Source organism: Streptomyces sp. NBC_00704 (assembly GCF_036226605.1).
Taxonomy (GTDB): domain Bacteria; phylum Actinomycetota; class Actinomycetes; order Streptomycetales; family Streptomycetaceae; genus Streptomyces.
This window is the reverse complement of the sequence record NZ_CP109000.1, coordinates 2,750,223-2,777,141: the sequence shown is the minus strand read 5'-3', so window position 1 is coordinate 2,777,141 and position 26,919 is coordinate 2,750,223. Positions and strand designations below refer to the sequence as shown.

26 protein-coding genes are annotated in these 26,919 nt (G+C 72.4%); 12 read left to right on the top strand and 14 right to left on the bottom strand.

The window, feature by feature from the left end; translation table 11 throughout:
- Window positions 1-380 precede the first annotated feature (380 nt).
- Complete coding sequence (locus tag OG802_RS12165; RefSeq protein ID WP_329409933.1) at window positions 381-842, top strand: NUDIX hydrolase; 462 nt, start codon at window positions 381-383, stop codon at window positions 840-842.
- Window positions 843-950: 108 nt separating this feature from the next.
- On the opposite strand, the gene OG802_RS12160 is transcribed toward OG802_RS12165, so the two are convergent.
- Complete coding sequence (locus tag OG802_RS12160; RefSeq protein ID WP_329409931.1) at window positions 951-1,391, bottom strand: hypothetical protein; 441 nt, start codon at window positions 1,389-1,391, stop codon at window positions 951-953.
- Window positions 1,392-1,461: 70 nt separating this feature from the next.
- Between OG802_RS12160 and OG802_RS12155 the strand changes: the two genes are divergently transcribed.
- Complete coding sequence (locus OG802_RS12155; protein ID WP_329409929.1) at window positions 1,462-1,821, top strand: MerR family transcriptional regulator; 360 nt, start codon at window positions 1,462-1,464, stop codon at window positions 1,819-1,821.
- A 105-nt stretch (window positions 1,822-1,926) separates the two neighbouring features.
- On the opposite strand, the gene OG802_RS12150 is transcribed toward OG802_RS12155, so the two are convergent.
- Window positions 1,927-2,988 (bottom strand): hypothetical protein, encoded by a 1,062-nt coding sequence (locus OG802_RS12150; protein ID WP_329409926.1) that lies wholly within the window; start codon window positions 2,986-2,988, stop codon window positions 1,927-1,929.
- Window positions 2,989-3,194: 206 nt separating this feature from the next.
- On the bottom strand, window positions 3,195-5,786 hold the full coding sequence (gene pepN / locus OG802_RS12145; protein WP_329409923.1) for an aminopeptidase N: 2,592 nt from the start codon (window positions 5,784-5,786) through the stop codon (window positions 3,195-3,197).
- Between the two features lie 188 nt (window positions 5,787-5,974).
- On the opposite strand from pepN, the gene OG802_RS12140 reads away from it, so the two are divergent.
- Window positions 5,975-6,619: a mycothiol-dependent nitroreductase Rv2466c family protein gene (locus tag OG802_RS12140; protein WP_329409920.1), complete on the top strand. Its 645-nt coding sequence runs from the start codon at window positions 5,975-5,977 to the stop codon at window positions 6,617-6,619.
- A gap of 316 nt (window positions 6,620-6,935) precedes the next feature.
- Here OG802_RS12140 and OG802_RS12135 read toward each other — a convergent pair whose 3' ends face one another.
- From OG802_RS12135 to OG802_RS35940, 6 genes are all read right to left on the bottom strand, one after another.
- Window positions 6,936-8,276 (bottom strand): LLM class flavin-dependent oxidoreductase, encoded by a 1,341-nt coding sequence (locus tag OG802_RS12135; RefSeq protein ID WP_329409916.1) that lies wholly within the window; start codon window positions 8,274-8,276, stop codon window positions 6,936-6,938.
- A gap of 97 nt (window positions 8,277-8,373) precedes the next feature.
- Entirely contained in the window at window positions 8,374-9,111 is a 738-nt protein-coding gene (locus OG802_RS12130) for an ABC transporter ATP-binding protein (RefSeq protein ID WP_329409913.1), read from the bottom strand.
- Window positions 9,087-10,040 carry an ABC transporter permease gene (locus OG802_RS12125; protein ID WP_443055223.1) on the bottom strand — a complete coding sequence of 318 codons (954 nt, stop codon included), beginning with the start codon at window positions 10,038-10,040 and terminating at the stop codon, window positions 9,087-9,089. The genes OG802_RS12130 and OG802_RS12125 overlap by 25 nt, the downstream gene beginning before the upstream one ends.
- 5 nt (window positions 10,041-10,045) lie before the next feature.
- Complete coding sequence (locus tag OG802_RS12120) at window positions 10,046-11,116, bottom strand: ABC transporter substrate-binding protein (RefSeq protein WP_329409908.1); 1,071 nt, start codon at window positions 11,114-11,116, stop codon at window positions 10,046-10,048.
- 368 nt (window positions 11,117-11,484) lie between these two features.
- A complete protein-coding gene (locus OG802_RS12115) occupies window positions 11,485-12,699 on the bottom strand; it encodes an ROK family protein (RefSeq protein WP_329409905.1) in 1,215 nt (404 codons plus the stop codon).
- 85 nt (window positions 12,700-12,784) lie between these two features.
- Window positions 12,785-12,877, bottom strand: a complete 93-nt coding sequence (locus OG802_RS35940) for a putative leader peptide (RefSeq protein ID WP_443055222.1) — start codon at window positions 12,875-12,877, stop codon at window positions 12,785-12,787.
- Window positions 12,878-13,166: 289 nt separating this feature from the next.
- On the opposite strand from OG802_RS35940, the gene OG802_RS12110 reads away from it, so the two are divergent.
- The gene (locus OG802_RS12110; RefSeq protein ID WP_329409903.1) at window positions 13,167-13,775 is read left to right on the top strand and encodes a biotin transporter BioY; all 609 of its coding nucleotides are present in this window, start codon (window positions 13,167-13,169) and stop codon (window positions 13,773-13,775) included.
- 87 nt (window positions 13,776-13,862) lie between these two features.
- On the opposite strand, the gene OG802_RS12105 is transcribed toward OG802_RS12110, so the two are convergent.
- Window positions 13,863-14,594: an LPXTG cell wall anchor domain-containing protein gene (locus OG802_RS12105; RefSeq protein WP_329409901.1), complete on the bottom strand. Its 732-nt coding sequence runs from the start codon at window positions 14,592-14,594 to the stop codon at window positions 13,863-13,865.
- Between the two features lie 231 nt (window positions 14,595-14,825).
- Here OG802_RS12105 and OG802_RS12100 point away from each other — a divergent pair, with 231 nt between their 5' ends.
- Entirely contained in the window at window positions 14,826-16,898 is a 2,073-nt protein-coding gene (locus OG802_RS12100; protein WP_329409899.1) for a serine/threonine-protein kinase, read from the top strand.
- 79 nt (window positions 16,899-16,977) lie between these two features.
- Here the strand turns inward: OG802_RS12100 and OG802_RS12095 are convergent, their stop codons facing one another.
- On the bottom strand, window positions 16,978-18,480 hold the full coding sequence (locus OG802_RS12095) for an amino acid permease (protein WP_329409897.1): 1,503 nt from the start codon (window positions 18,478-18,480) through the stop codon (window positions 16,978-16,980).
- 216 nt (window positions 18,481-18,696) lie between these two features.
- Between OG802_RS12095 and OG802_RS12090 the strand changes: the two genes are divergently transcribed.
- A complete protein-coding gene (locus OG802_RS12090) occupies window positions 18,697-19,182 on the top strand; it encodes a ribose-5-phosphate isomerase (protein WP_329409895.1) in 486 nt (161 codons plus the stop codon).
- 121 nt (window positions 19,183-19,303) lie between these two features.
- Window positions 19,304-20,110, top strand: a complete 807-nt coding sequence (locus OG802_RS12085; RefSeq protein ID WP_329409891.1) for an Fpg/Nei family DNA glycosylase — start codon at window positions 19,304-19,306, stop codon at window positions 20,108-20,110.
- A gap of 92 nt (window positions 20,111-20,202) precedes the next feature.
- On the opposite strand, the gene OG802_RS12080 is transcribed toward OG802_RS12085, so the two are convergent.
- On the bottom strand, window positions 20,203-21,444 hold the full coding sequence (locus OG802_RS12080; protein WP_329409890.1) for a GNAT family N-acetyltransferase: 1,242 nt from the start codon (window positions 21,442-21,444) through the stop codon (window positions 20,203-20,205).
- 163 nt (window positions 21,445-21,607) lie between these two features.
- On the opposite strand from OG802_RS12080, the gene OG802_RS12075 reads away from it, so the two are divergent.
- Entirely contained in the window at window positions 21,608-22,792 is a 1,185-nt protein-coding gene (locus OG802_RS12075) for a PP2C family protein-serine/threonine phosphatase (RefSeq protein ID WP_329409887.1), read from the top strand.
- 81 nt (window positions 22,793-22,873) lie between these two features.
- Entirely contained in the window at window positions 22,874-23,323 is a 450-nt protein-coding gene (locus OG802_RS12070) for an HD domain-containing protein (RefSeq protein ID WP_329409885.1), read from the top strand.
- On the opposite strand, the gene OG802_RS12065 is transcribed toward OG802_RS12070, so the two are convergent.
- On the bottom strand, window positions 23,311-24,627 hold the full coding sequence (locus tag OG802_RS12065) for an acyltransferase family protein (protein WP_329409882.1): 1,317 nt from the start codon (window positions 24,625-24,627) through the stop codon (window positions 23,311-23,313). The genes OG802_RS12070 and OG802_RS12065 overlap by 13 nt on opposite strands.
- Window positions 24,628-25,017: 390 nt before the next feature.
- Here OG802_RS12065 and OG802_RS12060 point away from each other — a divergent pair, with 390 nt between their 5' ends.
- Window positions 25,018-25,212, top strand: coding sequence for a hypothetical protein (locus tag OG802_RS12060; RefSeq protein ID WP_108999428.1), 195 nt, complete (start codon window positions 25,018-25,020; stop codon window positions 25,210-25,212).
- 91 nt (window positions 25,213-25,303) lie between these two features.
- Here the strand turns inward: OG802_RS12060 and OG802_RS12055 are convergent, their stop codons facing one another.
- Entirely contained in the window at window positions 25,304-25,777 is a 474-nt protein-coding gene (locus OG802_RS12055; RefSeq protein ID WP_329409880.1) for an ArsI/CadI family heavy metal resistance metalloenzyme, read from the bottom strand.
- Between the two features lie 80 nt (window positions 25,778-25,857).
- Here OG802_RS12055 and OG802_RS12050 point away from each other — a divergent pair, with 80 nt between their 5' ends.
- Window positions 25,858-26,295, top strand: coding sequence for an ArsR/SmtB family transcription factor (locus OG802_RS12050; RefSeq protein ID WP_329409878.1), 438 nt, complete (start codon window positions 25,858-25,860; stop codon window positions 26,293-26,295).
- Between the two features lie 188 nt (window positions 26,296-26,483).
- A complete protein-coding gene (locus tag OG802_RS12045; protein ID WP_329409875.1) occupies window positions 26,484-26,849 on the top strand; it encodes a hypothetical protein in 366 nt (121 codons plus the stop codon).
- Window positions 26,850-26,919: the final 70 nt, after the last annotated feature.

The window sequence follows — 26,919 nt, the reverse complement described above, 5'->3', positions numbered from 1 at the left end:
CTTGTAGGTAAAGGAACGAGCGGCACGTGATCGAGACCGTTCCTGCCTGATCACGGCCGTCCGGAACGCGATCCCGGATGACCGCAAAGCTTTACCTAAGGGGCAGCTGTTTGGGGAGAGTTGACCGAAACGATATGGATGTATGGGGAAAACCCTCTACGAGCCCGCTGTGCGCGGACTGTCCGCCCGCTGTCCGTCTGCCGACCGCCTGCCGTCCGTCTGCCGTCCGACGTCGGCCCGCGTGCACGACGTCGCTTTCCGCGGTCGCCCGAGGCTCTCCTTCGTCCCCACCCTCGGTCTGACCCGTCATGGGTACGTGACCGGTTGCGATGTGCGGAAAATCGCCTGCCGGGCGCGGTCCGGGCGGCTAGCGTCCCCTCATGCGCCAGACCCTGAGAGTGGCGGCCTACGCCGTCTGCGTCCGTGACGACCGTGTGCTGCTCGCCCGTTCGCCGGCCCCCGGCGGCTCGCACGAGTGGGTGCTGCCGGGCGGCGGGATGGAGCACGGGGAGGACCCGCTCGACACGGTCGTCCGGGAGCTGGAGGAGGAGACCGGGTACCGCGTCGAGGTGACCGGCCTGCTCGGCATCGACTCCTTCCGCCGCGTCCTCGGCCGCGGGGGTCTGCGCGGTCCGGTGGACCACCACGGCGTCCGCGTCGTCTACGAGGCCCGGGTGGCCGGCGGCGAGCTGCGCAACGAGGTGAACGGCTCCACCGACCTCGCCGCCTGGCACGACCTGGACGCGGTCGAAGGGCTCACCCGGGTGCGCCTGGTCGACGTCGCGCTCGGCCTGTGGCGCGAACGGCCGGTGGACGGCCGCAAGCACGTGCCCGAGCGCTGAAGCCGCCGCCCGCCCCAGTCGTCCCGGCCACGGCACCCCCGCCGCAGTCGTCCCCGCCATGGCGCCCCCGCCACGGCACGTCTCGCCGCAGCTGTCCGCGTCAGCGCGTCACCGCGTCGTGGCCCGTGCCCGGAGCCGGTGCGCCCGCGCCCACGGCGCCAGCTGCGCCGCCCCGAAGGCGGCCTCGACGCCGAGGAACAGCCACAGCACGCCGGGCGCGCCGTGCGCCGCCGCGTACGCCATCCAGGCGGAGAACAGGGCGCGTGCGGCGCCGTCGTACAGACCGTGCACCGGCAGCGGCCGGGCCAGGCGCAGCACCGCCCAGACGACCACCACCGCTCCCATCAGGTTGGCGAACAGCGTCTGCACCGGATCGAGCGGGGGGAAGTCGCCCGTTCCCCAGGAACTGCTCCACGACGACAGCAGGCGGTGCACCGCCGCGTACGTCCACGGCGTCGCGAAACCGGCCGTGACGACGAGGTCGTACCAGGCGCTCGCGCGCACGACGGTGAGGTAGGAGGGTCGGCCGGGAGTGAGGTGATCGGTCATGGGACGACGCTAAACAGTGGACTACGCTCCAAGGTCAAGCCCCGGATCGCCCAGTCGACGGAGTCGCCGCATGCGCATCGGAGAACTCGCCGCCCGCACCGGCATGTCCCGTGACACCCTGCGCTTCTACGAGCGGGTGGGGCTCGTCGAGGGCCGCCGACTGGCCAACGGGTACCGCGACTTCGGCCCGGAGACGGTCGAGTGGCTGGCCTATGTCCGCACCGCGCGGGCCCTCGGGTTCTCGCTCGCCGAGATCGCCCGGCACGGCGAGGAGCTGCGCGACGCCCCCGACCAGGCGGACGCGCTCTCCGCGCTGTTCGAGGAGAAGATCCGGATCGTCGACGCCCGGATGGCCGAACTCGCCGTCCTGCGCGGCGAACTGGCCACCCGCGCGGGCACGGGCTGCCCGCTGCGCGCGGCCGGCGCCTGAGGAAGGGCCGGCGCACGACGAAGGGCCGGCGCACGAGGAGGGGCCGGCGGGTTTCCTTCCCCGGCGACCCCTCCTCTCCCCTCCTGGCGACGCCCCGGTCCGTCACTAACGGGGCAGCACCACGACATACGCGGCCGGGTCCCGGTCATCGGACGCCATCAGCGCGGTGCGCACGACCGCCGCCTGCTGCTCCATCGCGTCCCGCAGCTTCCTGGGCGTGACGTACACGACCGTGATGCCCAGCCGTTCCAGGTGCTCGCGCTTGCGGGCGTACTCGGACCACAGCGCGTCCTCGTCCTGGCGTGGGGCGCGGGTGTCCAGCTCGACGGCGACCGCGTGCTCCGGCCAGTAGGCGTCCAGCCCGCCGAGGTGCGGGCCGCCCGGCAGGCGCAGGTCCACGTTCCACACCGGGTCGGGCAGGCCGTGCTCGCACACCATCGTGTACAGGCGCTCCTCCGCGATCGCGCGGCCCTCGGCGAGCAGCGAGTCCACGGCGTCCACCACGTGCGGCCGGCCGAGCAGCCTGGCCTCGTTCAACTCCCGGACGACCGCGGCGGGTTCGCAGTGGCCGCCGCGCACCGCCTCCGACAGCAGGCGGCGCACCACCCCGGCGTCCGTCAGCTGGGCCACCGCGTCGGCCAGCGCGCGCGGCACCGGCGCCACCGCGACGCCGGTCGCCTGCCCGGGAGCCGGCAGCGTGGAGGCGCGCACGACGTGCGCGAAGCCCGTGGAGCGCAGCCGGCGCAGCCGCGGCACCAGGACGTCGATGTGCTCCAGGGACGGCAGCGGGGGAGCGCACGACAGACCGTGCAGGTTCAGCGCCGCGAGGCCCGTGATCATCGCCTCCTTGTGGACCGGCCGGTGCGGCTCCCCGCAGCCCGGCTGGGCGGGCACCCCGGTCGGCGCCGAGGTGTCACGGCCGGCGTAGGCCAGCACGGCGTGCAGTCGCTCCTCGCTGGTCGGCGGGCCGGAGTGGAGCAGGTACACGCCCGGCAGGATCTGCTGCCAGGGCCCGCCGGGGCGGCACCGCTCGTTCGCCTCGGCGGGCGCGACGCCCTGGACGCGCAGCTGGGCCGCCGTGGTGACGCGGCGCTGGACCTCGGACAGGTGGCGGACGGAGCGGGGGGACGCCGGGGGAACCTGGGGGAGCGGGAAGTTGTGGTTCATGCAGAGGGGGATTCCGCGCCGGACGGGCCCCCTAACCGCTGTTACACGCCCGTCGACAAATCCGGACAAGCTCGCCCTAAAGGACGAGTGTTCGGATGCCGAGTAAGGGCCGAAAACCCCTGGTCCCGCTCGGGGTGGCCAGGGGTTACGGGTCCGATTGCCTGAATTCCGTAACGGTGACCGTGCGCGGAATTCATGGCCAAAGGTCAGGCGTTCGGGGCGGCCGCCGCCTCCGCGCCGTACGCCTGCGCCCGCAGCGACCGCGCCAGGTCGTCCCGCGCCTCCAGCACCAGCCGCCGCAGCGCCGGGGCCGCCGACTCGTGCTCCGCCAGCCAGGCGTCCGTCGCGGCCAGCGTCCGCGGCGAGTCCTGGAGCGCCGGGAACAGGCCCCTGACCACGTTCATCGCGCTCTGGATGGACCGCTCCGCCCAGATCCGCTCGATCGCGGCGAAGTACTTCGGCGCGTACGGCGCGAGCAGCTCGCGCTGCGAGGGCTGCGCGAACCCCGCGATCGTCGCCTCCGCCAGCGCGTTGGACAGCGTGTCCGACTCCATCAGCTGGGCCCACGCCTGCGCCTTGACGGCCGCCGACGGACGGGCGGCCAGGCAGCGGACCTGGTGGCGCCTGCCGGACGCGGTGTCGTCGCGGGCCAGTTCGGCCGCCAGCGCCTTCTCGTCCACCACGCCGTGCGCCGTCAGCGGCTCCAGGAACGCCCAGCGCAGCTCCTGGTCCACCTCCAGGCCGTCGATCTTCGTCGTGCCGTCCAGCAGGCTCCGCAGCAGGTCCAGGTCCGCCGCGGAGGAGGCGACCGACGCGAAGAAGCGCGCCCAGGCCAGCTGGTGGCCGCTGCCCGGCTCGGCCGCCCGCAGATCGCGCTCGGCGACCCGGGCCAGCGCCCGCTCGCCGGCGGGCCGCCGGTCCTGGGGCGCGTAGTGCACGAGCGCCGAGTCCGCCCAGGCGTGCAGCATCTGCAGGACGCCGATGTCGGACTCGCGGTGCGCGAAACGCGTCACCAGGTCCACGAAGTCGGACGCGGGCAGCAGGGCGTCCCGGGTGAGGTTCCACAGCGCCGACCAGCACAGCGCGCGGGCCAGTGGATCGCTCAGGCCGCCCAGGTGCGCGCGCAGCGTGGCCAGCGAGGTCTCGTCGAACCGGATCTTGCAGTAGGTGAGGTCGTCGTCGTTGACCAGCACCAGGTCGGGCGCCTGCTCCCCGGCCAGCTCCGTGATCACCGTGCGCGGGCCGTCGACGTCCGCCTCCGCGCGCGCGTAGCGCTCCAGCCGGCCGTCCGTCAGGCGGTACAGGCCGATCGCCACCCGGTGCGGCCGCAGCTCGGGATGCGACTCGGCCGCCTCCTGGAGCACCGCCAGCTCGTCCACGCGGCCCCGCGGGTCCAGCAGCACCTGCGGGGTCAGCGAGTTCACGCCCGCCGTCTGGAGCCAGGACCGCGCCCAGCCGGCCATGTCCCGGCCGCTGGTCTCCCCGAGCACCGACAGCAGGTCGCCCAGGCGCGTGTTGCCGTAGGCGTGCCGCTTGAAGTAGCGGCGCGCGCCCTCCAGGAACGCGTCCTGGCCGACGTACGCCACCAGCTGCTTGAGCACGCTGGCGCCCTTGGCGTAGGTGATGCCGTCGAAGTTGAGCTTGGCGTCCTGGAGGTCGCGGATGTCGGCGGTGACCGGGTGCGTGGACGGGAGCTGGTCGGCGCGGTAGGCCCAGGCCTTGCGGCGGTTGGCGAAGGTGATCCAGGCGTCGGAGAAGCGGGTCGCGCCGACGTTCGCGAACGTGCCCATGAAGTCCGCGAAGGACTCCTTCAGCCACAGGTCGTCCCACCACACCATGGTGACCAGGTCGCCGAACCACATGTGGGCCATCTCGTGCAGGATGACGTTCGCCCGCGCCTCGTAGGACGCGCGCGTCACCTTCCCGCGGAAGACGTACTCCTCGCGGAAGGTGACCAGGCCCGGGTTCTCCATCGCGCCGAGGTTGTACTCGGGCACGAACGCCTGGTCGTACTTGCCGAAGGGGTACGGGTAGTCGAAGTGGTCGTGGAAGAAGTCCAGGCCCTGCTTGGTGATCAGGAAGACGTCGTCGGCCTCGAAGTAGGGGGCCAGGCCCTTGCGGCACATCGCGCCGAGCGGGATCTCCAGGGTCGTGCCGTCGCCCAGGTCGCGCCGGTAGACGTCCGTCACATGGTGGTAAGGGCCGGCCACCACGCAGGTGATGTAGGTGGAGATCGGCTTCGTCTCCGCGAACCGCCAGACACCGTCTGTGCGGTCGCCGGCGCCGTTGCTCCACACCGTCCACTCCTCGGGCGCGCGCACCTCGAAGCGGAACGGGGCCTTCAGGTCGGGCTGCTCGAAGCAGGCGAACACCCGGCGCGAGTCGGCCGGCTCGTACTGCGTGTAGAGGTAGACCTCGCCGTCCTCCGGGTCGACGAAGCGGTGCAGGCCCTCCCCGCTGCGGGAGTAGGCGCAGCGGGCGTCGACGATCAGCTCGTTCTCGGCGGCCAGGTCCTCCAGCAGGATGCGGGAGCCGTCGAAGACCTCGCCCGGGTCGAGGTCGCGGCCGTTGAGGGACACCGACGTCACGCCCGGCGCCACGAGGTCGGCGAAGGAGGACGCGCCGGGCTCGTTGCAGCGGAAGCGGAGGGTGGTGACCGACCGGAAGGTGCGCGGCTCCCCCTCCGCGGCCTGGTCGCCGACCGCCGAGCGGACGTCGAGGGACACGTCGTACCCGTCGACGGACAGCAGGGCGGCCCGCTCCCGGGCCTCGTCGCGGGACAGGTTCTCACCGGGCACGGGCGGTACTCCCTCACTGCGTGGCGCATATGTGCTGTGGACAGGAGCGATCCTGCCATGCGCACCTGACACGCGGCAGCAGGCGAATGCGCGGCAGCGGGCGAATGCGCGGCAGCGGGGAATGCGCGGCACGGGCGGCGGCGTTCCGTGGGGAAAGGCTTATCGCTTGAGGATCTCTGAGGAGAGACATGCCGGAGAAGACCCCCGTCGACTTCTGGTTCGACCCGTCCTGCCCCTGGGCCTGGATGACGTCGCGCTGGGTGCTGGAAGTGGAGAAGGTCCGTGACATCGAGGTCCGCTGGCATCTGATGAGCCTCGCCGTCCTCAACGAGGACCGGCTCGCGGAGCTGCCCGAGGAGTACCGCGACTTCCTGGAGAACAAGGCGTGGCAGCCGGTCCGGGTGGTGGCGGCCGCCGCGCAGAAGCACGGCGCGGACGTCCTCGGCCCGCTCTACACCGCGCTCGGCACCCGCATCCACAACAACGGCGAGGGCCCCACCCTGGGCGCCATCGCCGGCGCGCTCGCCGACGTCGGGCTGCCCGCCGACCTGATCGACTACGCCGAGCAGAAGGACTTCGAGTTCGACGCCGAGCTGCGCGCGTCGCACAAGGAGGGCATCGAGAAGGTCGGCCAGGACGTCGGCACCCCCGTCATCGCCGTGCCCGGCCCGGACGGCGAGCAGATCGCGTTCTTCGGCCCGGTGGTCACCCCGGCCCCCAAGGGCGAGGAGGCGGCCCGTCTGTGGGACGGCACGGTCGCCGTGGCGTCGGTCCCCGGCTTCTACGAGATCAAGCGCAGCCGCACCAAGGGCCCGGACTTCAGCAACCTGTGACCGCCCGGTCGGCGGGAGGGTTCCGCCGGCCATGGGAGAGCCCCCGTGAGTCACGTCCTCACGGGGGCTTCCGTCGTTCCGTCCGCCGGTGCGAAAGTTGAGAAGACGATCACGAGGCAGGACGCGGCTGCGCGGAGCTTTATGACCCGGCGGCCTTCTTGCAAGTTACTTGCAAGTGCGTCCATGCGGCAAGCAGGCGTGGCGGGTGCCGGCTCGCCCAAGGGGTGAGACGGCCAGAACGCCCACAGTGCGGGCAGCCCCTCCACGTCTGCGGAGGGGCTGCCCGCCCTGTGGCGGACCGGCATGACGGGGTCTTTCAGACGGTGGCGAGCGCCGGGCGGACGTACTGGTTGGCGGGGCGGGGCAGGCCGTACCTCTCGCGCAGGGTCGTGCGCGCCCCGTATCCGGTCCGCAGCAGACCGCGGGCGCGCAGCAGCGGCACGACGTGGTCGACGAAGGCGTCGAGGCCGGACGGCAGCACCGCGGGCATGATGTTGAAGCCGTCGGCGGCGCCCTGGGTGAACCAGGTCTCGATCGCGTCGGCGACCTGCTCGGGCGTGCCGGCGAAGGTCAGGTGCCCGCGCCCGCCGCCGAGCCGCCCCACCAGCTGCCGCACCGTGAGGCGTTCGCGCCGGGCCAGCTCCACGATCAGGGTGTAACGGCTCTTGGCGCCCTCGATGGCGTCCTCGGGCGGCAGGTCCGCGGGCAGCTGGGCGTCCAGCTCCAGTGTCCCGGGCGCCAGTTGGAGCAGCTGCTCCAGGCGCCGCACCCCGTGCGTGTGCACGATGTGCGCCTCCAGGACGTGCTCCGCGGCCCGCGCCTCCGCCTCCGTCGAGCCGATCACCGGCACGATGCCCGGCAGCACCTTGAGATGGCCGGGGTCGCGGCCCTGCGCCGCGGCCCGCGCCTTGATGTCCGCGTAGAACGCCTGCGCGTCGGCGAGCGTCTGCTGCGCGGTGAACACCGCCTCCGCGTACCGGGCGGCGAACGCCTTGCCGTCCTCGCTCGACCCCGCCTGCACCAGCAGCGGATAACCCTGCGGCGAACGCGGGACGTTGAGGGCGCCCTCGACGCTGAAGTACGTCCCCCGGTGCCGGGGCGGGTGGATCTTGTCGTCGTCGCCCCAGACGCCGGCCGCCTTGTCGGCGACGATCGCGTCGTCCTCCCAGCTGTCCCAGAGCTTGAGGGCCACGTCGAGGAACTCGGCGGCCCGGGCGTAGCGCTCGGCGTGCGCGGGCTCGGCGTCGAGACCGAAGTTGCGCGCCGCCTCCGCACCCGCCGTGGTGACGATGTTCCACCCCGCCCGGCCGCCGCTGATGATGTCCAGCGAGGCGAACTTGCGGGCCAGGTTGTAAGGGGAGTTGTAGGAGGTGGACGCGGTGGCGATCAGGCCGATGTGCTCGGTGGCCGTCGCCAGCGCGGTCAGCAGGGTGAGCGGCTCCAGGGCGCCGGCCGGCCGCTGGGCGATGTCGCTCCACAGCTGCGGCCCGTCGGCCAGGAACAGGGAGTCGAAGGCGCCGCGCTCGGCGGTCCGGGCCAGCCGGACGTAGTGGTCCAACTCCACATGGGCGTACGGATCGCTCTCGGGCAGCCGCCACGAGGCCTCGTGGTGACCGGTGTTCATGAGGAAGGCGTTCAGATGAAGCTGGCGGGGCATGGAGTGTCCTTCGCTTCGGACAGGTACGGGGAGAGAGAAAGAGAGGAGAGAGAGGAGAGAGAAGAAGGAGAGGAGAGGGAGGGGCGAGGTGGCGGGGTCAGGCGACGTCCGTCGTCACGCCCAGCGCCGCCAGCAGCCGCTCGCGGTACTCGCCGAGCAGCGGATCCCGGTACGAGCGCGGGTGCGGCCGCTCGACGGTCAGGTCGAGCCCGATGCGCCCGTGGTCGAGGACGAGGACCCGGTCGGCGAGCACGATCGCCTCGTCCACGTCGTGCGTGACCAGCAGCACGGACGGCCGGTGGGCCTCCCACAGCACCCGCAGCAGGGCGTGCATCCTGATGCGGGTCAGGGCGTCCAGCGCCCCGAACGGCTCGTCGGCCAGCAGCAGTTCGGGCTCACGCACCAGCGAGCGGGCCAGCGCGGCACGCTGCGCCTCACCGCCGGACAGCTCGTTGGGCCAGGCCCGTTCGCGGCCCTTCAGCCCGACCTCGGCGAGCGCCTCGCGCCCCCTGCGCACGGCCTCCTTGCCGTCCAGGCCGAGCAGCACGTTGTCCAGCACCCGCCGCCAGGGCAGCAGCCGGGAGTCCTGGAAGACGACGGACACCCGCTCCGGGGCCGTCAACTCGCCGTCCCCGGTGACCTCGTGGTCCAGGCCGGCGACCGCCCGCAGCAGGGTGCTCTTGCCGGACCCGCTGTGCCCGAGCAGGGCCACGAACTGGCCCGCGGGGATGTCCAGGTCGATGCCGTCCAGGACGGTGCGTCCGTCGAAGGACCGGGTCAGACCGCGCAGCCGGACGGCGGCGGGCCGGGTCAGTTGCTCAGTGTGCGGCGCCACGACAGCACCCTCCGTTCGATGAGACGGACCGCGCTGTCGGAGATCAGGCCGAAGACGCCGTAGATGAGGAGGCCGACCAGGATGACGTCCGACTGGCCGTAGTTCTGCGCCTGGAACATCATGTAGCCGAGCCCGCTGGTGGCGTTGATCTGCTCCAGCACGACCAGGCCGAGCCAGGATCCGGTGACGCCGAGCCGGAGTCCCACGAAGAATCCGGGCAGTGCGCCGGGGATCACGATCTGCCGGATGAAGCGGACCTTCGACAGGCCCTGCACCTCGGCGAGTTCGACGAACCGGTGGTCGATGCCGGACAGCGCGGCATGCGTGTTGAGGTAGATCGGGATGTAGACGACGATGGCGATGATCGCGGTCTTGAAGGTCTCGCCGATGCCCAGCCAGAGGATGAACAGCGGGATCAGACCGAGGGTCGGGATCGCCCGGTTGAGCTGCACCGTCCCGTCGATCAGCGCCTCGCCGGTGCGGGTCAGCCCCGAGAGCAGCGCGAGCGCCACCCCGGCGACGAGACCGATCGCGAAGCCGTATGCGGCGCGCTCCAGCGAGGTGAGGACGTCGGTGGTCAGCGTCCCGTCCGTCCACAGGTGGACGCCGGTCTCGACCACCGTCCAGGGGGCGGGGATCGCCCCCGTGTCCAGCCGCCCGGCGGCGGAGGCGGCGGCCCACAGGGCGATCAGGAGCAGCGGTCCGGCGAGGCGGGAGGCCGGCCAGGGCCTGCCGGGAGCCAGCCCGCGGCGGCGCCGGCGGCGGGCCCGGGATGCGTCGGCTGCCGTCACGGGGGCGGCGGGAGCCCCGGTCACGGCCGCGCCCGCTGCGCCGCCCGTCCCGGCGTCCTTGCCGGCGCCGGCCTCCTTGCTCGTTCCGGCGTCCTTGCCGATCTCCGCGCCGGTGCTGGTGTCGGTGCTGGTGGTCATGGCGGTCACCTCCGGTACTCGGCTGCCACGGACTTGGCGGCGATGCCCTCGAAGCGGTGGTCGAAGAGCGAGGCGACGTCGAACTTCTTCACGAAGCCGCCCTCCGCGAGGAGGTCCGCGGTCTCCTGCTCCCACTTGACGGCCTCGTCCCAACTCGGCTGGAACAGCGGCTTGTTGGCGAGTGCGGTGATCGACTTGGCCTGGTCGGGGGTCAGGTTCTGCGTCTTGACGAAGAACTCCTCGTTCCAGGCGTCGGGGTTCTCGTAGCTCCACACCAGGCCCTGCGCCCACTGCGGGATGAACGCGGCGACGGCGGCCGCCTTCGCCCTGTCGTTCAGGACGGACGCCGGCGCCCACAGCAGGCTGAGCAGGTCGACGACGTCGGTGGTGATGACACGGGCGCCCTTGGACCCGTACTGCTTGAGATAGGCCGGCGACTGGGTGTTGCCGAGCGGGGCGATGTCCACCTGGCCCGACTGAAGGGCGGTGAGGAACTGGTTGCTGGTCAGCGGGACGAGCTTCACGTCGTCGTACTTCAGGCCGGCCTTCTTCAGCGCCCGCAGCAGGACGACGCCCTGGGCCTGGCCCTGGGAGAACGCCAGTTTTTTTCCGCGGAAGTCGTCGACGGTACGGATGTCGCTTCCCGGCTTGGTGGCGAAGACGTAGTTCGGCCTGCGGGTGACGTTGATCGCGACGATCTTCGCGTCGAAGCCCTGGTAATGCGCCTGGATCGGCGGGATGCCGGCGTTGTTGGCGAGGTCCAGGGATTTCGCGCGGAACGCGTTGATGACGTCCGGACCCGCCCCGATGTTCAGCCAGCTCGACACCTCGAAGGGCAGATCGGGCAGATGCGCCAGTTTGAGCTGCAACTCCTGCTGGCCCTGGAAGGAGGCGATCTTCAGGCTCGTGCCGGCGGGCACCTTGGCGGCGAGCGGAGCGGTCGGGGCGGCCTCGCCGCCGGTGGCGGCGCTGCTCTGCGCGCAGCCGCTGAGCCCGGCGACCCCGGCGGCGGCGCCGAGCAGGGAGGTGAGGAAGAGACGCCGGTCGACGCCGGACGTGGTGCGGGAAACGGGCATGGGAGGACCCCCAGGGAAACGGAGAGAGCCTGGCAGCGGCAACGGAGACAAAGGCGTCGGCGGCGGCAGACACACAGGGCGGGCATGGCGGGCACAACGAGGCGGTGCGAGGCGCGACAGGACGTGACGACAGAACACGACGACAGAACACGGCGACAGTTCATGACGACAGGACATGACCAGGCGCGACGGAATGCGGAAAAGGACCGGCAGAGGAAACTCGCCGAAGGAGGGAATTCACCCGCGCGGGGGCGGGGAGAAGGGCGCGCTCCCGGCGCACCGGGGCGTCAGCAACAGAAAGTGCGACAGCTCATGGATATGATTTTCCGGTCCGGGCCCGAGCCCTGTCAACATTCGGAGTTTCTGAATTAAGTCGGAAGGGGCGCCGCGTCCGCGGAAAGGGTCAGCGGGTCGCGGTAGAGCACGTCCAGCGCCACCGCCCCGCCCGCCACGGCCGCCACCGCGTCCGGGAAACTGCTCGGCGAGACGGCGGCCGCGCGCTGCGCTCCCACCTCGTCGCGCAGCGCGGCCAGGCAGTCCTCCCGGAACAGCACCCCCACCTCCGTGACGACCACCCGCTCCGGATTGAGCACGTCCAGCAGCAGGCCGGCCGCCCGCCCCACCATCCGCGCCCGCTCCCGCAGCAGCCGTGCCGCCACCGGGTTCCCCGCGTCCGCGGCGGCCACCACGTCCATCGGGTCCACCCCGTCGGTCACCCCCGCGTCCCGGGCCCGCCGGCCCAGCGTCCGCTCGCCCAGCTCCGCCTGGAGGCAGCCGATCCGGCCGCAGTCGCAGGGCCGCGTGCCGCCGGGCAACGGCAGATGGGCGATCGACCCGGACTGGGAACGCGGCCCGTGGTGCACCTCGTCATGCGTGGCGAAGGCCGCGTCGACCAGGTTCCCGACGAACAGGTGCAGCACGCTGCGGCTGCCGCGGGCCCGCCCGAACAACCGCTCCGCGTTGACCAGCGCCCGCGCATGACCGTCGACATGGACCGCCAGCCCGGTGCGGGCGCTCATCGCCTCGCGCACCGGCACGTCCCGCCAGCCCAGCAGCGGATGCTCGACGACGGTCCCCGAGTCCCGGTCCACCCAGCCGCCCGCGGCCACTCCCAGCGCCAGCGGGCGGCGGCCCGGGGTCTCGTCCAGCAGCGCGGCCAGCCCGTCGGCCGCCCGCGCCAGCACCTTCGACGGTTCGAGACCGCGATGCCCCGACCTCCGCCGCGCCACCACCCGTCCGCGCAGGTCCAGCAGGGAGACGGTCGTGCAGGACGCCGCCACATGGACGCCGCCCACCACGAACCGGGAGTCGTCCAGGTCCACGGGAACGTGCGGGCGGCCCACGCCGTTGCTGCGCCGGGGCGCGTCCGCCTCCCGCAGCAGCCCGACACGGGCCAGCCGGGCGCAGTGGTCGGTGACCGACGCGGGGGACAGCCCCGTCAGCCGGGCGATGGTGGAGCGCGCCACCGGCCCGTGCTCCAGCACGGACCGCAGGATCACGCTGGCGCTGGTACGCCGGCGGTCGCTGTCGGCGACACGGGTGAGAAGGGAGACCAGGGCGGGGGGAGCCGCGGTACGAGGCATGGGGAACTTCCTCGGAAGTCAGGAGCCGGTCCGACACTGCGCCGTCTGTGGAGCGCGGCGCGCCGGATGACCGGTTCCGCCCGCCTCACACCGCGGGGCGACAGACGGCAGTGCTCACCCGTCGCAGGTCGACATGGCGACGCGACGAGAAGTTCAGAGCCTGGGCCTGGGCAACCATGGCTCGAAGCTAGCAGCGGGGACCGGTCCTGCCCAGACGGCGACCGACGGGCGAGACGGCCGCCGACGCGATTGGCGGAACCCTACAGACGGCTCCCGCCGGGCCCGCGTAGCCCGCACCACCCCACCTCAGTGACCGGCGTCACCCCGGACCGGGTGTAACCCCCACGCTTTGTCCGAAGCCCACCAAGGCCCGACCGGCCCGTTTGTCGATCGCTGACGGTGATCACGCGGACCCCGCTGGGATAGCGTCGCCGTGTCCCGATCCGTACGACCTCCGCGGAGTTCCCATGAGCACGGCCGCCGTCACCCCCGCCCGCCCCGGACAGGTCCTCGCCGACCTGCTCCCTTCCCCCACGCTGCGCGTGGGCGGGGCCGGCGCCGCCCGTGTCCGGGACGCCGCGCTCGTGCTCGGCGGCGCCGCGCTGACCGGCCTCGCCGCCCAGATCGCGGTCCCGGTCCCGGGCACCCCGGTCCCGGTGACCGGCCAGACCTTCGCCGCGCTGCTCGTCGGCACGACCCTGGGCGCCCGCCGCGGCGTCTCCTCGCTCGCCGTGTACGCGCTCGCCGGGCTCGCGGGCGTGCCGTGGTTCGCCGACGGCGCCTCGGGCATCGGCGTCTCCTTCGGCTACATCCTCGGCATGATCCTCGCGACCGCCGTCGTGGGCGCCCTGGCCCGCCGCGGCGCCGACCGCTCCGTGCTGCGCACGGCCGGCACGATGCTGCTGGGCGAGGCGGTCATCTACGCCGTCGGCGTCCCGTACCTGGCCTACGCGGCGGGCCTCTCCGCCTCCGCCGCCGTCGCGGCCGGCCTCACCCCCTTCCTGATCGGCGACGCCCTCAAGGCGGCCCTGGCGATGGGCCTGCTGCCCACCGCCTGGAAGCTCGTCCGGCGCTGACCGTCAGGCGGCCGCGAGGGGCCGCCCGGCGACAACCTGTGAGGAGGCGTGATCCGACGACGTCCGTCGGGTCACGCCTCCGGCGCGTCATGCCCCCTGCGCCTCGCGGGCCGCGGGCCGCCGGCGGGACCACCGCAGTCCGGCCGCGCCCGCCGCGAGCAACGAGACGCCCGCCGCGCCCAGCGGGAGCACGTCCCGCCCGACGCCGGTCTGCGGCAGTTCGTCGCCGCCGGGAGCCGCGGGCGCGTTGTCGGTGCCCAGGAGCAGCGGGGTGGCGGGCGCGTTCGGCGACGGGTTCGTCGTGCCGAACGGCACCGGCCCCTGCTGCCAGTACGTCTTCTTGCCGTCACTCGTCTGCACCGGCAGGCAGATCTTCCCGGCCTTGCGCAGATCGAAGACCGCGTCGACGGCGTACGACGTCGACGCGCCGGCCGCGAGAGGGCCGACGGGGCACGAGAAACCGCTGTTCGACCCCGCCGGAAGGTCCTTCTCCGCGATCGCGTCGCATCCCTGGACGCTTTTGACCGTCAGCCCGTCGAAGCCGACGACCAGAAGGCGTAGGGGCCCGCTGTCCTTGGTTCCCCCGTTCTTCACCGTGGCGGTGATGACCGTCTTCCCGGATTCGTTGTCGACCGAGATCCTCTCCGGCAGTGTCGTGGTCGTCCGCACGCCCGCGGGCGCCGCGTCGACCGGCTTTCCCCCCTTGCCGCTGCCCGGCCCCTGATCGTCCGCCCCGGCAGGGAAGGAAAGGATCAAAACTGCCGAGAACGATGCCGCGACCAGTGGTGCGGCAATGCTCTTCGCACGACGAGAACTCATGTTCGGCCCCCTTTTGCTGCGCCTGAATTCGCAGTACTTGAAGAGGTACCACAAGATTTCTCCGCACTATGCCGGTACGGCGCCAAGTGTGACTATGGTGTTTCGGAGTCCGGACGACGGCGGGGGTGCAGCGGATTGCCGGGGAATTCGGGAGACATGGGGAATCCGGGAACACCGGGAATTCCGGGTAGTTCCGGTGATTCAGGGAGCGGCGGTTTTCCCGGGTTACTGGTGGCGGGGCGCTACCGGCTGGCCGAGAGTATCGGCCAGGGGGGAATGGGGCGGGTGTGGCGGGCCGTCGACGAGGTGCTCGACCGGCCGGTCGCGGTGAAGGAGATGCGCATCGACGGCATGGGCCCGGAGGACACCCGCACCCGCCGTGCGCGCACCCTGCGCGAGGCCAGGGCGACCGCCCGCATCGACCATCCGCACGTGGTGCGCGTCTACGACGTCGTGGACGAGGGCGAACGCCTGTGGATCGTCATGGAGTTGGTCGTCGGCCGCTCCCTCGAGCAGATCATGGCCGACGACGGCCCGCTGGATCCGCGCGAGACCGCCCGCATCGGCCTCGGGCTGGTCACCGCGCTGCGCGAGGTGCACGCGAGGGGCGTGCTGCACCGGGACATCAAGCCCGGCAACGTCCTGGTCGAGCACGGCGGCCGGGGAGCGGGCGAGCGGCGGGGGGACGGCGGCCCCCGAGCGGGCCAGGGCGGCAGACACGGCGGCGGACACGGCGGCGGACACGCCGACGGAAGGGGGACCGGCGGCAGTCGGGAGACCGGCGGCGACCGGGAGGCCGGCGATCGGTGGGAGACCGGCGACCGGTGGGGGAGCGGGGAAGGGTGGGAGACCGGCGACCGGTGGGGGAGCGGGGAAGGGTGGGAGACCGGCGACCGGTGGGGGAGCGAGGAACGGCGGGTGGTGCTCACCGACTTCGGCATCGCCGCGATCCAGGACGCCAAGGCGCTGACCATGGTCGGCATGCTGGTCGGCTCCCCCGACTACATGGCCCCCGAGCGGGTCTCCGGCCGACCGCAGGGGCCGCCCTCGGACGTCTGGTCCCTGGGTGCGACGCTGTGCGCCGCCCTGGCCGGCCACTCCCCGTTCGCCAGGAACAGCACCTTGGCCACCCTGCACGCCGTGCTCTACGAGGAGCCCCGACTCCCGCCGGACGCGGGTCCGTTGCACGCCGTCCTCGCCGCGCTGCTGCTCAAGGACCCGGCCGCCCGCCCCACCCTCACGGCACTGGAAGCCGTTCTCGCACCCATAGCCTTCCCGCCCCCCGCACCACCCCCGACGCCGGCCCCCTCCCCGACGCCCACGCTCACGCCGACACCGCCCCCTCCACAGCCCCAGCCCCAGCCCTCGCCCCCGCCTCCGCCTCCCGGCCCGGTCCCGATGCCGACACCGACCGCGACCCCGGTTCCGGCCCCGACCCCGACCCCGGTTCCGACCCCGACCCCGGTTCCGACGCTGAGGGTGCCACCGCGACCCGCACCACAGCCCCCGCACCCGCAACCGCCCCTCCCGCCACCGGCGCCGACGGCGGGGGAACCGCCCACCCGCGCGCTGCTCGACGCCCGCACGCCGGTCCCGCAGGCCGCCGGAAGTCCCGCTCCGGCCCGCTCAGGTCGCCGGTCTTCCGGCGCCCTCGCCACCGTCGTCGCGGTCGTCGTCCTCGTCGTCGCCGGAGCGGTCACGGCCGTCCTGCTGGCGACGAATCCCGGTGCGCACGGCGGCGGGCGGACCGCGGGCGCCTCACCCGGGCCCTCCGCGGCGGGCGGAGCCCCGGCCGGCGGCTCGGCGGCCGGCGAAACCGGGGCCACCGGCGCCGTCCCCTCCGCGTCGCCGACGGTCGAGGGGACCTTCAGGCCGCCGAGTCTGCCGCCGGGCGCACACCAGGAGGCGGGCGGCTTCGCCTGGGCGACGCCCAGGGGCTGGCGGCGCGACGTGAAGACGGGGGCCGAGGTGCACTACACGTCCCCGGACGGCTTCCAGGAGCTGGTCGCCAAGTCCTCCCTCGCCCGAGGGGACCTGATGGACACCTGGAGGACCTCCGAGCAGAACGCCCGCGCGGGCCGCGACTACCGCAAGATCCGCCTGGAGGAGACGACGTTCCGGGGTCTGCGCGCGGTCGTCTGGGAGTACACCTTCACCCTGAAGGGCACCCCCTGGCACGCCCGGCTCCTCGGCTTCGACGAGAACGGCAAGTCGTACCAGGTCAACACCTGGTACCGGCCCGGCGTCGAGGCGGCGGCCCTGCGGACCTACGACAAGGTCAAGGCCGGCTTCACGGTGACCTGAGCCGGGGACGGCAAAGGGGAGGAGGCCCGCTGAAGCGAGCCTCCTCCCCTTTGCCGTTCGCCCGGTCCGGGTCAGGACCTCAGACCTTGGTCTCCACCGGCGTCTCGGGCCCGGCGCCGGCGCCGGCGGCGGCGGCGAGGGAGTCCGTCCGGCCCTTGCGGCGGGCGTCCCACTGCCGCACGAAGGCGATGGCCACCACGACCGCCGCGACGAGGAGCGACAGCAGCACCGTCGTCCGCCCGCTGCTCTCGCCCTCGGTGTCGGTCAGCATGTAGCCGAGGACGAAGACGATCAGCGCGGCGGTGGCCCACGTCAGATACGGGTACAGCCACATCTTCACGACCAGCTTCTCCGGCGCCTCCGCCTGGATGATCCTGCGCATCCGCAGCTGCGAGAAGCAGATGACCAGCCAGACGAACAGGGCCACGGCCCCGCTGGAGTTCACGAGGAAGAGGAAGACGGAGTCCGGGAACCGGTAGTTGAAGAAGACCGCCACGAACCCGAACACCACGGAGGAGACGATCGCCGCGAGCGGGACGCCCCGGCTCGTCGTCCGGGCGAAGACCTTGGGCGCGTCGCCCCGCTCGCCGAGCGAGAAGGCCATCCGGGAGGCCGTGTAGAGACCGGAGTTGAGGCAGGACAGCACCGACGTCAGGACGATGAAGTTCATGATCTGGCCGGCGTGCGCGATGCCCAGCGAGTTCAGCGCGGCGACGTACGAGCCCTGGTCCTTGATGGACGGGGCGTTCCAGGGCAGCAGCGTGACGACGATGAAGATCGAGCCGAGGTAGAAGACGCCGATCCGCCAGATGATGCTGTTGGTCGACTTCGTCACGGCGCGCTGCGGGTTCTCGGACTCGCCGGCCGCCAGGGTCGCGATCTCACTGCCCATGAAGGAGAAGACGACGAGCAGCACGCCGGTGAGGATGGCGCCCGGCCCGTGGGGCAGGAAGCCGCCGTGGTCGGTGAGGTTGCCCAGTCCGGCCTTGTCGCTGTGGGCGCCGGGCAGCACGCCGAAGACGGCGAGCGCGCCCACGACGATGAACGCGCCGATGGCGACGACCTTGATGCCCGCGAACCAGAACTCGAACTCGCCGTAGGAGCCGACCGAGACGAGGTTGGTGGCCGTCAGCACCACCATCACGATGAGGGCCCAGCCCCACTGCGGTACGGCGGGGATCCATCCTTCGAGGATCTTCGCCCCGGCGGTGGCCTCCACCGCGAGCACGACGACCCAGAAGAACCAGTACAGCCAGCCGATGGAGAACCCGGCCCAGCGGCCGAGCGCCCGGTCGGCGTGCGCGGAGAACGAGCCGGAGGTCGGATTGGCGGCGGACATCTCCCCCAGCATGCGCATCACCAGCACCACGAGCGTGCCGACGAGAGCGTAGGAGAGCAGAATGCCCGGTCCGGCGGTGGCGATGCCGGAGCTGGATCCGACGAACAGTCCCGCGCCGATGACACCGCCGATGGCGATCATCGACAGATGCCGGTTCTTGAGACCTGCCTGAAGCCCGGAACCGTTCTCTCCGGGCGCTCCAGGGCCGTTTTCGGCCTTGGAGAGGGTCGGCTGCGAAGTCATAGGGAGGGTCTTCCTTTGCGCCGCGTGGGGATTCTGGGGCGTCGTGCGTGGGGGAAGCGTACGAGCCGGTCCAGTGAATCGGAGGTGAATGAATTCGGGAACCTCTGATTCGGAATCGTTACTTGAGGTTTTCCTGAGGTTCCATGGGCTTGTGCGGGCTTTGCGGACGCGGCACCCGGCGCTGCTACCCCGCGCCGCGCGTGTCACACTCATCCCATGCGCGTGTATCTCGGCTCGGACCATGCCGGCTTCGAACTCAAGAATCACCTCGTCGAATGGCTCAGGGCGGCGGGCCACGACCCGGTCGACTGCGGGCCGCACATCTACGACGCCCAGGACGACTACCCGCCGTTCTGCCTCCGCGCCGCGGAGCGGACGGCCGCGGACCCCGAGGCCCTCGGCATCGTCATCGGCGGCTCCGGCAACGGCGAGCAGATCGCGGCGAACAAGGTGAAGGGCGTCCGTGCCGCCCTCGCCTGGAGCGAGGAGACCGCGTCCCTCGGCCGCCAGCACAACAACGCCAACGTCGTCGCGGTCGGCGCCCGCATGCACACCCAGGACGAGGTGACCAAGTTCGTCGAGACGTTCCTGGCCACCCCGTTCTCCGAGGACGAGCGGCACATCCGCCGCATCGACATGCTCTCGGCGTACGAGACCACGGGCGACCTCCCCGAGATCCCCGCCCACCACCCCCAGCAGTAACCCGGAACCCCGGCCCCGGCCGCCCCGCGCGGCGGCCGGAGCCCGGACCCGGGACCGTCCGTCCGCCCGACCGGTCCCCGCCGGGCCGGGCCGGGCCGGCGGTCAGGAAAGGAACGCGCCGGTGCCAGAAGGGCACACCATCCACCGGCTGGCACAGGACTACGCCCGTTTCGCCGGCCGCCCCCTCCAGGTGACCAGCCCCCAGGGCAGGTTCGCCGACGCCGCCGCCCTCCTCACCGGCGGCCCGCTCACCCGCACCGAGGCGCACGGCAAGCACCTCTTCCTCGGCTTCGGCGGCGAGCGGTGGATCCACATCCACCTCGGCCTCTTCGGCAAGGTCGCCTTCGGCGACGCCTCCGCGCCCCCGCCCACCGACACGGTGCGCCTGCGCCTGGCCGACCCCACCTCCTACGTGGACCTCCGGGGCCCCACCACCTGCGCCCTCCTCTCGGACGCCGAGAAGCAGGCCGTGCACGCCCGGCTCGGCCCGGACCCGCTGCGCGCCGACGCCGACCCGCGACGCGCCTACGCCCGCGTCTCCCGCAGCCGTACGACGATCGCCGCACTCCTCATGGACCAGAAGGTCGTCGCCGGCGTCGGCAACGTCTACCGCGCCGAGGTCCTCTTCCGGCACGGCATCGACCCCTACCGGGCGGGCCGGACCGTCACCCCCGCCGAGTGGGACGCGATCTGGACCGACCTCGTCGCCCTCATGCGCGAGGGCGTCCGCCACAACCGCATCGACACGGTCCGCCCCGAGCACACCCCGGAGGCGATGGGCCGCCCGCCCCGCGTCGACGACCACGGCGGCGAGGTGTACGTCTACCGCCGCACGCACCAGCCCTGCCACCTCTGCGGCGACACCGTCCGCACCGCCGGCCTCGCCGCCCGCAACCTCTTCTGGTGCCCCACCTGCCAGAAGAACTGAAGCCGGAACGGAACCACCGCCACGAGTCTCGGAGGCCTCGATGACCCCCGCCCCGGGGCACGACGGGGGCCGGTCCCCGGCGGAAGGCCGGTCTAGAAGTTGTGCGGGAGCCAGGGCGCCGACGCGGACCCGAACGCCACCGCCGCCTCCGCCAGCGCCCCCGACCGCAGTTCGCGCACCCGGCCGGCCTCCGCCAGCGAGGCGAGGCCCACCCCTCCGAGGTACGCCGCCCCCAACTCCCGTACCGAGAGCGCGAGATCGGGCGCGTCCGCGGTGGGCGCGCAGACCGCGCCCTTGGCGTCGCCGCTCAGCCGCCAACGCCCTGTGTTCCAGGGGCAGAAGGCGTCCTCCACGTCCAGGACCACATCCACCGGCGACTGGTACGTGCGCGCCTCCAGCGCCGCGCCGACGTCCACCAGCCGCACGTACAGCGAGTCCTTCAACTGCAGTGCGCACCTGCGGACGTCGGAGACGAGATGCCGCCATCCCTCGTCCACGGGCCGGCCCCGCAGCCTCACCGACGTGGTGAGGTCGATCCCGAACAGGAACCGCCACAACGCCGCCCGGGACAGGGCGTCCACCCCGGCCAGATCATGCACCCGCACCTGCCCGTCGTGCCCGCTGTCCGTCCACCGCGGCAGCACCCGGAAGCGGGCGTACCCCGTGACCTCGCCGTCGCGCTCGGCCAGCACGCACTGCAACGGCGACGCGCCGCCCCGCTCGCCCTCCGGGTCGAGCAGCCCCAGCCGCTCCCAGCCCGGCCGCCGCGCCAGCATCCCCGGCCGGCCGGGCACGGTCCGCGCGTACACCCGCTCGCACGCGGCGAGTTCGGCGCCGGGGTCGGCGTACCGCACCCGCACGTCGTCCGTGCCGGCCGGGACGGACAGCCCCACCCGGACCGTGTCGATCTCGGCGTGCAGCCCGAACGCCGCCGCGGCGTACCCGAACCGGCCGTAGATCGCCGGCTCGGACGCGGTGAGCGCCGCCAGCGGCTCGCCCCACGCCCGCACGTCGTCCAGCTGCCGGCGCATCATCGACGTCAGCATCCCGCGCCGCCGGTGCGTCGCGCTCACCGAGACCATCGTCACGCCCGCCGTCGGCACCGCCGCTCCGCCGGGCACCGTCATCCGGAAGTCGTAGGCCCCCGCCGTCCCCACGCACGCGTCGCCGTCCCACACGCCCAGGGACCGTTCGTACGGGGTGAGCCCCCGGAACAGCTCCCGCTCCTCGGCCGCCTCCGCGACCCCGCCGAAGGCCCGCAGGAGAGCGCCGTACCACTCGTCCCAGTCGTCCCGTCGCAGTTTCCGTATCCGCCCTGCCGCCTCGCTCGTCATGACCTCATGCCTAGCAGCCCCGTGCGGGACGGGCGAGGCAATTTCGCCCACCCGGCGGCGCGAGCGCTTTCCGTGACGTTCACTGTGAAGTTGAGCCTCGGAGGGGGGACAAGTGGGACCTCCCGTGCCAAGCGACGGGTTCGATGGATAGGGTCCCGAACTAATGGCAGCAGGACGACAGCGGCGCGCGGAAGCCGAGACGTTGACGGCCCGGATGAGGCACTTGTGGCACCGGGTCCGCACCGGCGTGCGCCGGAGCGCCGTGGACTACTTCCGCGGCGACGGCTCGGACTGGATCGCGCTGGCCTTCCTGCTGCTCACCGTGCCGCTGATCGCCCTCACCACGCTCGCCGACTCGGTGTGGTGCTCCCCGGCCGCCCTCGTCCTGCCGATCGTCGCCGGCGGCCTGCTGCTGCGCCCGTCGAGCCTGCTCGGCCTGTACGCGGCGGCGGCCACCGCCCTCATCGTGGAGTCGGTGCGACTGGGCCCCTACACCGAGGGCCCCTCCCGGGTCACGCCCGGCGTGGTGCTCGTCGTCGCCGCATGCGGTTTCTTCGGCCTGCTCATCGCCCAGTTCCGCAGCCGCGTCGGCGTGCCCTGGCGGCGCGGCGGCACCATGCTCTTCGACCTGCGCGAACGCATCCGCGTGCAGAGCAAGCTGCCCGGTCTGCCCACGGGCTGGCACCGCGAGATGGCGCTCCGGCCCGCGGGCGGCCAGTCCTTCTCCGGGGACTTCGTCGTCGCGGCCCGTACCAACGGCGGCCGCACCCTGGAGGTCGTCCTCACCGACGTCTCCGGCAAGGGCATGGACGCCGGCTCGCGCGCGCTGCTGCTGTCGGGCGCCTTCGGCGGGCTGCTCGGCTCGCTGCCGCCGCACGCCTTCCTCCCGGCCGCCAACGGCTATCTGCTGCGGCAGGACTGGGACGAGGGCTTCGCCACCTCCATCCACCTCGTCCTCGACCTCGACTCCGGCGACTACGAGCTCTACTCGGCCGGCCACCCGCCGGGCCTCCAGCTCAGCGCGGGCAGCGGCCGCTGGGAGGAGAAGGCCGCCGAAGGCCCCCTCCTCGGGGTGTACGACGGCGCCCAGTTCGACCCCGTGAAGGGCTCGCTGCGCCCTGGCGACGTGCTGATGCTCTTCACCGACGGTCTGGTGGAGACGTCCGACCGGGACATCGTCGAGGGCATCGACCGCCTCACCGGCGAGGCCGACCGCTACGTGGCCGGCGGCTTCCAGGGAGCCGCCTGGCATCTGATCGAGGCCGTGGCCAAGGACGTCAACGACGACCGGGCCCTCCTGCTGATCTGCCGCGAAGGCCCGACGGCCATGTCGGCGCCCCTGTCCTGAGCCCGGCCGGGCCGCCCGGCCCGAACCCGTCCCAGCCCCGCCCGGCCCCGCCCGCCCCGAGTGTTCCGAGGGGGAACCGTCATGCTCACGCTGTCCGCGATCGAGGCCCTGGCCCGCTCCGCCCACGCGGGACAGACCGACAAGGCCGGCCGGCCCTACGCCGAGCACCTCCGGGCGGTCGCCGAGGGCGTGCGCGCGCGGGGCGGCGACGCCGACCAGATCGCCGCGGCCTGGCTGCACGACGCCGTCGAGGACGACGCCCTGTCCGAGGCCTGGCTGGAGGCGGCCGACCTGAGCGACCGCACGAAGGCGGTCGTCCTCGCGGTCACCAAACGGGCGGGGGAGACGCCGCAGGCGTACGCGGCGCGCATCCTCGCCACACCGGGCGCGCTGCTGGTGAAGGAGGCGGACCTGGCGCACAACGCCGACCCGGCCCGCCTGGCCGTCCTGGACGGGCCCACCCGCACCCGGCTGACCGAGAAGTACGCGCGCATGCGCGCCCTGCTCGGCCTCCCGGATCAGCTTTCCTGAACTCCGGCGGGCTCGCGCCGCCCCGGCTCCGGCTCCGCCGCCGGATCCGGCTCCGACGGGGACGTGCGCTCCTCCCCGCGCTCCCGCTCCGGCCGCCGTTCCCCGTCCGGCCGCCGCCGGGCGCGCTCACGGGCGAGTTCGGCGGCGGCCGGCTTGAAGGCCCAGGCCATCTCCGGCTCCATCACGAACCGGAAGACCCGCCGTACGGGCGGGGTGCACAGCGCGGTGACGGCCGCCGCGATCGCGACGCTGACCGCGATCTCGCCCAGCGGCCCGTGCAGCGCCGGACGGTCGAACCAGCCGCGGTAGTCGGCGCCCTTGATCAGGAAGCCGTGCAGCAGATAGCCGTACAGCGTGCCCGCGCCGAGCACGGTGAACCACGTCCTGCGCCCCGGCACCCAGGAGAAGAAGCACGCCGTCAGCAGCAGCGAGCAGCCGAGCAGCGCGAGCTGCATGAGGGGGCCGACCCACCAGGGCTGTCCCAACTCCTGCGCGGCGGACCGGTGGTAGAGCCACCCGGTGTCCACCTTCGACACCGCCCACCAGCAGAAGGCCAGGGAGAGGGCGAACACCGGGACCGCCGCGATCCGCACCAAGCGGCGGCGGACCAGCCGGAAGTGCTCGGGGCGCAGGCACAGGCCGAGCACGAAGTACGGCAGGAACTGCAGGACGCGCTGGAGGTCCAGGTCGCCGCCGAAGCGGGGGGTGAGGGAGGCCAGCATCGCGATGGCCAGCGCGACCGGGAGGGGGTGGCGCAGCGTCTTCCAGACCGGCGTGGTCAGCCGCCAGATGAACAGCGCGCACAGGAACCAGGTCAGGTAGTACGGGTCGAGCAGCGTGATGGCGGCCTGGGGGTCGTGGTCGACGACGCGCTTGAACAGCGGATACGCGCTCTCGAACACGACGTACGGCACGGCGACCCCGGTGACCAGCCGCTTCAGCCGCGCGGGGCTGCCGTCGAAGCTGCGCGAGAAGAACCCGGAGACGACGATGAACGCCGGCATGTGGAACGTGTACACGAGCATGTACGCGGCCTGGAGCACCCGGCTGTCGCCCTTGAGCGGCTCCCAGGAGTGGCCCAGCGCCACCAGGACGATCGCCAGGTACTTGGCGTTGTCGAAGAAGGCGTCACGCTGCGCGCCGGGCCGCGGGGACGGCTGCTCGGCGGATCTGTTCCCGGGGCGGCCGGAGCCGGACCGGCCGGGGGAGCGGTCGTCGTGTTCGTCCTGTGGACCGTTGTGCTGATCGTTCGGGTTCTTGGTCGAGCGGGAGCCCTGAACGAGAGACGAGGCGGCGTGGAACATTCGATGCACCCTAGCCGCGTGCCCGCTTATTCGTAAAACACCCCTGGTCATTCCTCGTCATTCACTGTTCGGACGGGTGAGCGATCGCGAGGCGTCGACGTCTGACCGACCGTGATGTCACGATTCATCCCGACTAAAAGGCGCATAACGCCGGTTGTGGGGGCGTAGTTGACGTGACAACGGTCATTATTCGAATTCCCTGCGGACACATTGTGCGGACCGGGAAACGAGCCGCCCCAATTCCCGTGCGGACGCGGCCTCGAATTGCCGTCCGGTGAGACGGTGGCCGCCGACGGCCGCGCGATGATGCGTCACGGGCCGCATAGGGAGGCCGGGTTGGTGGCACGATGGTCTCGGGAGTGCGGACCGACCGAGGGCGTGTGATCAGTTGTGGCCATTTCACTGTCAGTGGTGCTGCTTTTGGCGATCATTCTGGTCGTGCTGATCCGAGGGGGATCGATCAAGGCCGGCCCGGCCATCGTCGCCATCCTGTTCGGCTTCTTCCTCGCCTCGACGGGCATGGCCCCGTCGATCAACAGATTCCTCAACTCCCTCGCCGACACGATCAATTCGATCAGCTTCTGAGGCGAGGGAGCGCGCCCCCGGCAGCGCGCGGCGATGCGGTGATGTGCCGTGCGGTGCCGTGCCGTGCCGTGCGGTGTGCGCATCGACGCTCTCAACCGCAGGCGCATCCCGCGCTCGCCGGGGCCCCCTGTGCGGTGGCCTCGCCGCCGCAACAGCGGTCGCCGGCGGCGTCGGGGCCGGCGCTCCGGCCGAGTGTGTCCGCGTCGGCCTTGACCACATAGACCTCCCAGGGCTCCCGCCCCGGACCATGGACCCACACCTTGTCCTGGAGGGCGTAGCAGCAGGACGTGTCGTTCTCCTCGAAGGTGGCCAGGCCGGCGTCCTTGAGCCGGGTGGCGGCGGCCTCGACCCGGTCGCCCGACTCCACCTCGACGCCGAGATGGTCCAGGCTGGTGTCCTCGCCCGGCTCGCCCTCGATGAGCACGAGCTTGAGCGGGGGTTCGGCGATGGCGAAGTTGGCGTAGCCCTCGCGCCGCTTGGCCGGTTCGGCGCCGAACAGCTTCGTGTAGAAGGCGATCGACGCGTCGAGGTCGCTGACGCGCAGGGCGAGCTGGACACGGGACATGGCACGACTCCCGACTGCTTGCATCGATGGCTGTCGATACCGAGCTTGCACCTTGGATCGAGAAACGTCAACATAGAGGAATGTCGAAGCAGGAACTCGTGGTGATCGCCGGGGGCGACGGGCCCGCAGGCTGCTGCGCCGCCCTGTCGACCGCCCCCGTGGACGAGGCCCGGGCTGCCGAGCTGGCGAAGATCTTCAAGGCGCTGGGCGACCCGGTCCGACTGCGCTTGCTGTCGATGATCGCCTCGCGGTCGGGCGGCGAGGTCTGCGTGTGCGATCTGACCCCCGCCTTCGACCTGTCGCAGCCGACGATCTCCCACCACCTCAAACTGCTCCGCCCGGCCGGCCTCATCGACTGCGAGCGCCGCGGCACATGGGTCTCCTACCGGGCGCTGCCCGGCGCGCTGGACCGGCTGTCCGCGTTCCTGGCGACGCCCGTGGCGGCCGGGGCTTCCGCGTCGTCGGCACCGGGGAACGCCCCGGCCGGCACCGCGGCGCATGGCGCGACGTCATGCTGATCGAACGCCGGAGCCCCACCGTCGGGCGGTCCTGACCCCCGCACCCCCGCATCCCCGTACCCCCGCGCGAGGACTCCCGTGCCCCGCCGGATCAGGCCCCGAGGGCGATGAGGCGGGGAAAGCACGTGAGGGCTACATGACAAGGTTCTAGGCTGGCTGCGGCAGAACACGGGGGAAAGGGGCAACTGGTGGACTGGTTCTGGTGGGTACTCATCATCTTCTGGACGGGCGGTTTCGCCTGGGTGGCCGACAATGTCCGCACCGCGCTGCGTCATCGCCACGAGCGCAAGCTGCAGTTGCTGGAGGCGGCGAAGCAGGAGCGACTGGCCGTCGAGGCGGCGCACAGGTCGCCCGAGCCGGTGTGCGGATGCACGCACCACCTCGCCAAGCACGACAAGCAGGGCCGGTGCCACGAACGCGTCGAGGTGCCCACGGCCTGGGACGAGAACAAGAAGCCGCTGCGCTACGAGGCCGGCGAGTGCAACTGCCAGCAGTACGTGGGACCGCAGCCCCTGTCGCAGGTCTTCGCCGAGGAGCTGACGGACCGCGCCTGAACGGGACCGCCCGCGCCGGCCCGCCCGGTGGCCGACGGCCCGGGAACGACGGAGGGCCAGGTCCGAGGAA

What these genes read in the sequence shown, in the direction of transcription:
- OG802_RS12165 (WP_329409933.1), top strand. Translation starts at nt 381, where the DNA reads ATGCGCCAGACCCTGAGAGTGGCGGCCTACGCCGTCTGCGTCCGTGAC.
- OG802_RS12160 (WP_329409931.1), bottom strand. Translation starts at nt 1,391, where the DNA reads ATGACCGATCACCTCACTCCCGGCCGACCCTCCTACCTCACCGTCGTG.
- OG802_RS12155 (WP_329409929.1), top strand. Translation starts at nt 1,462, where the DNA reads ATGCGCATCGGAGAACTCGCCGCCCGCACCGGCATGTCCCGTGACACC.
- OG802_RS12150 (WP_329409926.1), bottom strand. Translation starts at nt 2,988, where the DNA reads ATGAACCACAACTTCCCGCTCCCCCAGGTTCCCCCGGCGTCCCCCCGC.
- OG802_RS12140 (WP_329409920.1), top strand. Translation starts at nt 5,975, where the DNA reads ATGCCGGAGAAGACCCCCGTCGACTTCTGGTTCGACCCGTCCTGCCCC.
- OG802_RS12135 (WP_329409916.1), bottom strand. Translation starts at nt 8,276, where the DNA reads ATGCCCCGCCAGCTTCATCTGAACGCCTTCCTCATGAACACCGGTCAC.
- OG802_RS12125 (WP_443055223.1), bottom strand. Translation starts at nt 10,040, where the DNA reads ATGACCACCAGCACCGACACCAGCACCGGCGCGGAGATCGGCAAGGAC.
- OG802_RS12120 (WP_329409908.1), bottom strand. Translation starts at nt 11,116, where the DNA reads ATGCCCGTTTCCCGCACCACGTCCGGCGTCGACCGGCGTCTCTTCCTC.
- OG802_RS12115 (WP_329409905.1), bottom strand. Translation starts at nt 12,699, where the DNA reads ATGCCTCGTACCGCGGCTCCCCCCGCCCTGGTCTCCCTTCTCACCCGT.
- OG802_RS35940 (WP_443055222.1), bottom strand. Translation starts at nt 12,877, where the DNA reads ATGGTTGCCCAGGCCCAGGCTCTGAACTTCTCGTCGCGTCGCCATGTC.
- OG802_RS12110 (WP_329409903.1), top strand. Translation starts at nt 13,167, where the DNA reads ATGAGCACGGCCGCCGTCACCCCCGCCCGCCCCGGACAGGTCCTCGCC.
- OG802_RS12105 (WP_329409901.1), bottom strand. Translation starts at nt 14,594, where the DNA reads ATGAGTTCTCGTCGTGCGAAGAGCATTGCCGCACCACTGGTCGCGGCA.
- OG802_RS12095 (WP_329409897.1), bottom strand. Translation starts at nt 18,480, where the DNA reads ATGACTTCGCAGCCGACCCTCTCCAAGGCCGAAAACGGCCCTGGAGCG.
- OG802_RS12090 (WP_329409895.1), top strand. Translation starts at nt 18,697, where the DNA reads ATGCGCGTGTATCTCGGCTCGGACCATGCCGGCTTCGAACTCAAGAAT.
- OG802_RS12080 (WP_329409890.1), bottom strand. Translation starts at nt 21,444, where the DNA reads ATGACGAGCGAGGCGGCAGGGCGGATACGGAAACTGCGACGGGACGAC.
- OG802_RS12075 (WP_329409887.1), top strand. Translation starts at nt 21,608, where the DNA reads ATGGCAGCAGGACGACAGCGGCGCGCGGAAGCCGAGACGTTGACGGCC.
- OG802_RS12070 (WP_329409885.1), top strand. Translation starts at nt 22,874, where the DNA reads ATGCTCACGCTGTCCGCGATCGAGGCCCTGGCCCGCTCCGCCCACGCG.
- OG802_RS12065 (WP_329409882.1), bottom strand. Translation starts at nt 24,627, where the DNA reads ATGTTCCACGCCGCCTCGTCTCTCGTTCAGGGCTCCCGCTCGACCAAG.
- OG802_RS12055 (WP_329409880.1), bottom strand. Translation starts at nt 25,777, where the DNA reads ATGTCCCGTGTCCAGCTCGCCCTGCGCGTCAGCGACCTCGACGCGTCG.
- OG802_RS12050 (WP_329409878.1), top strand. Translation starts at nt 25,858, where the DNA reads ATGTCGAAGCAGGAACTCGTGGTGATCGCCGGGGGCGACGGGCCCGCA.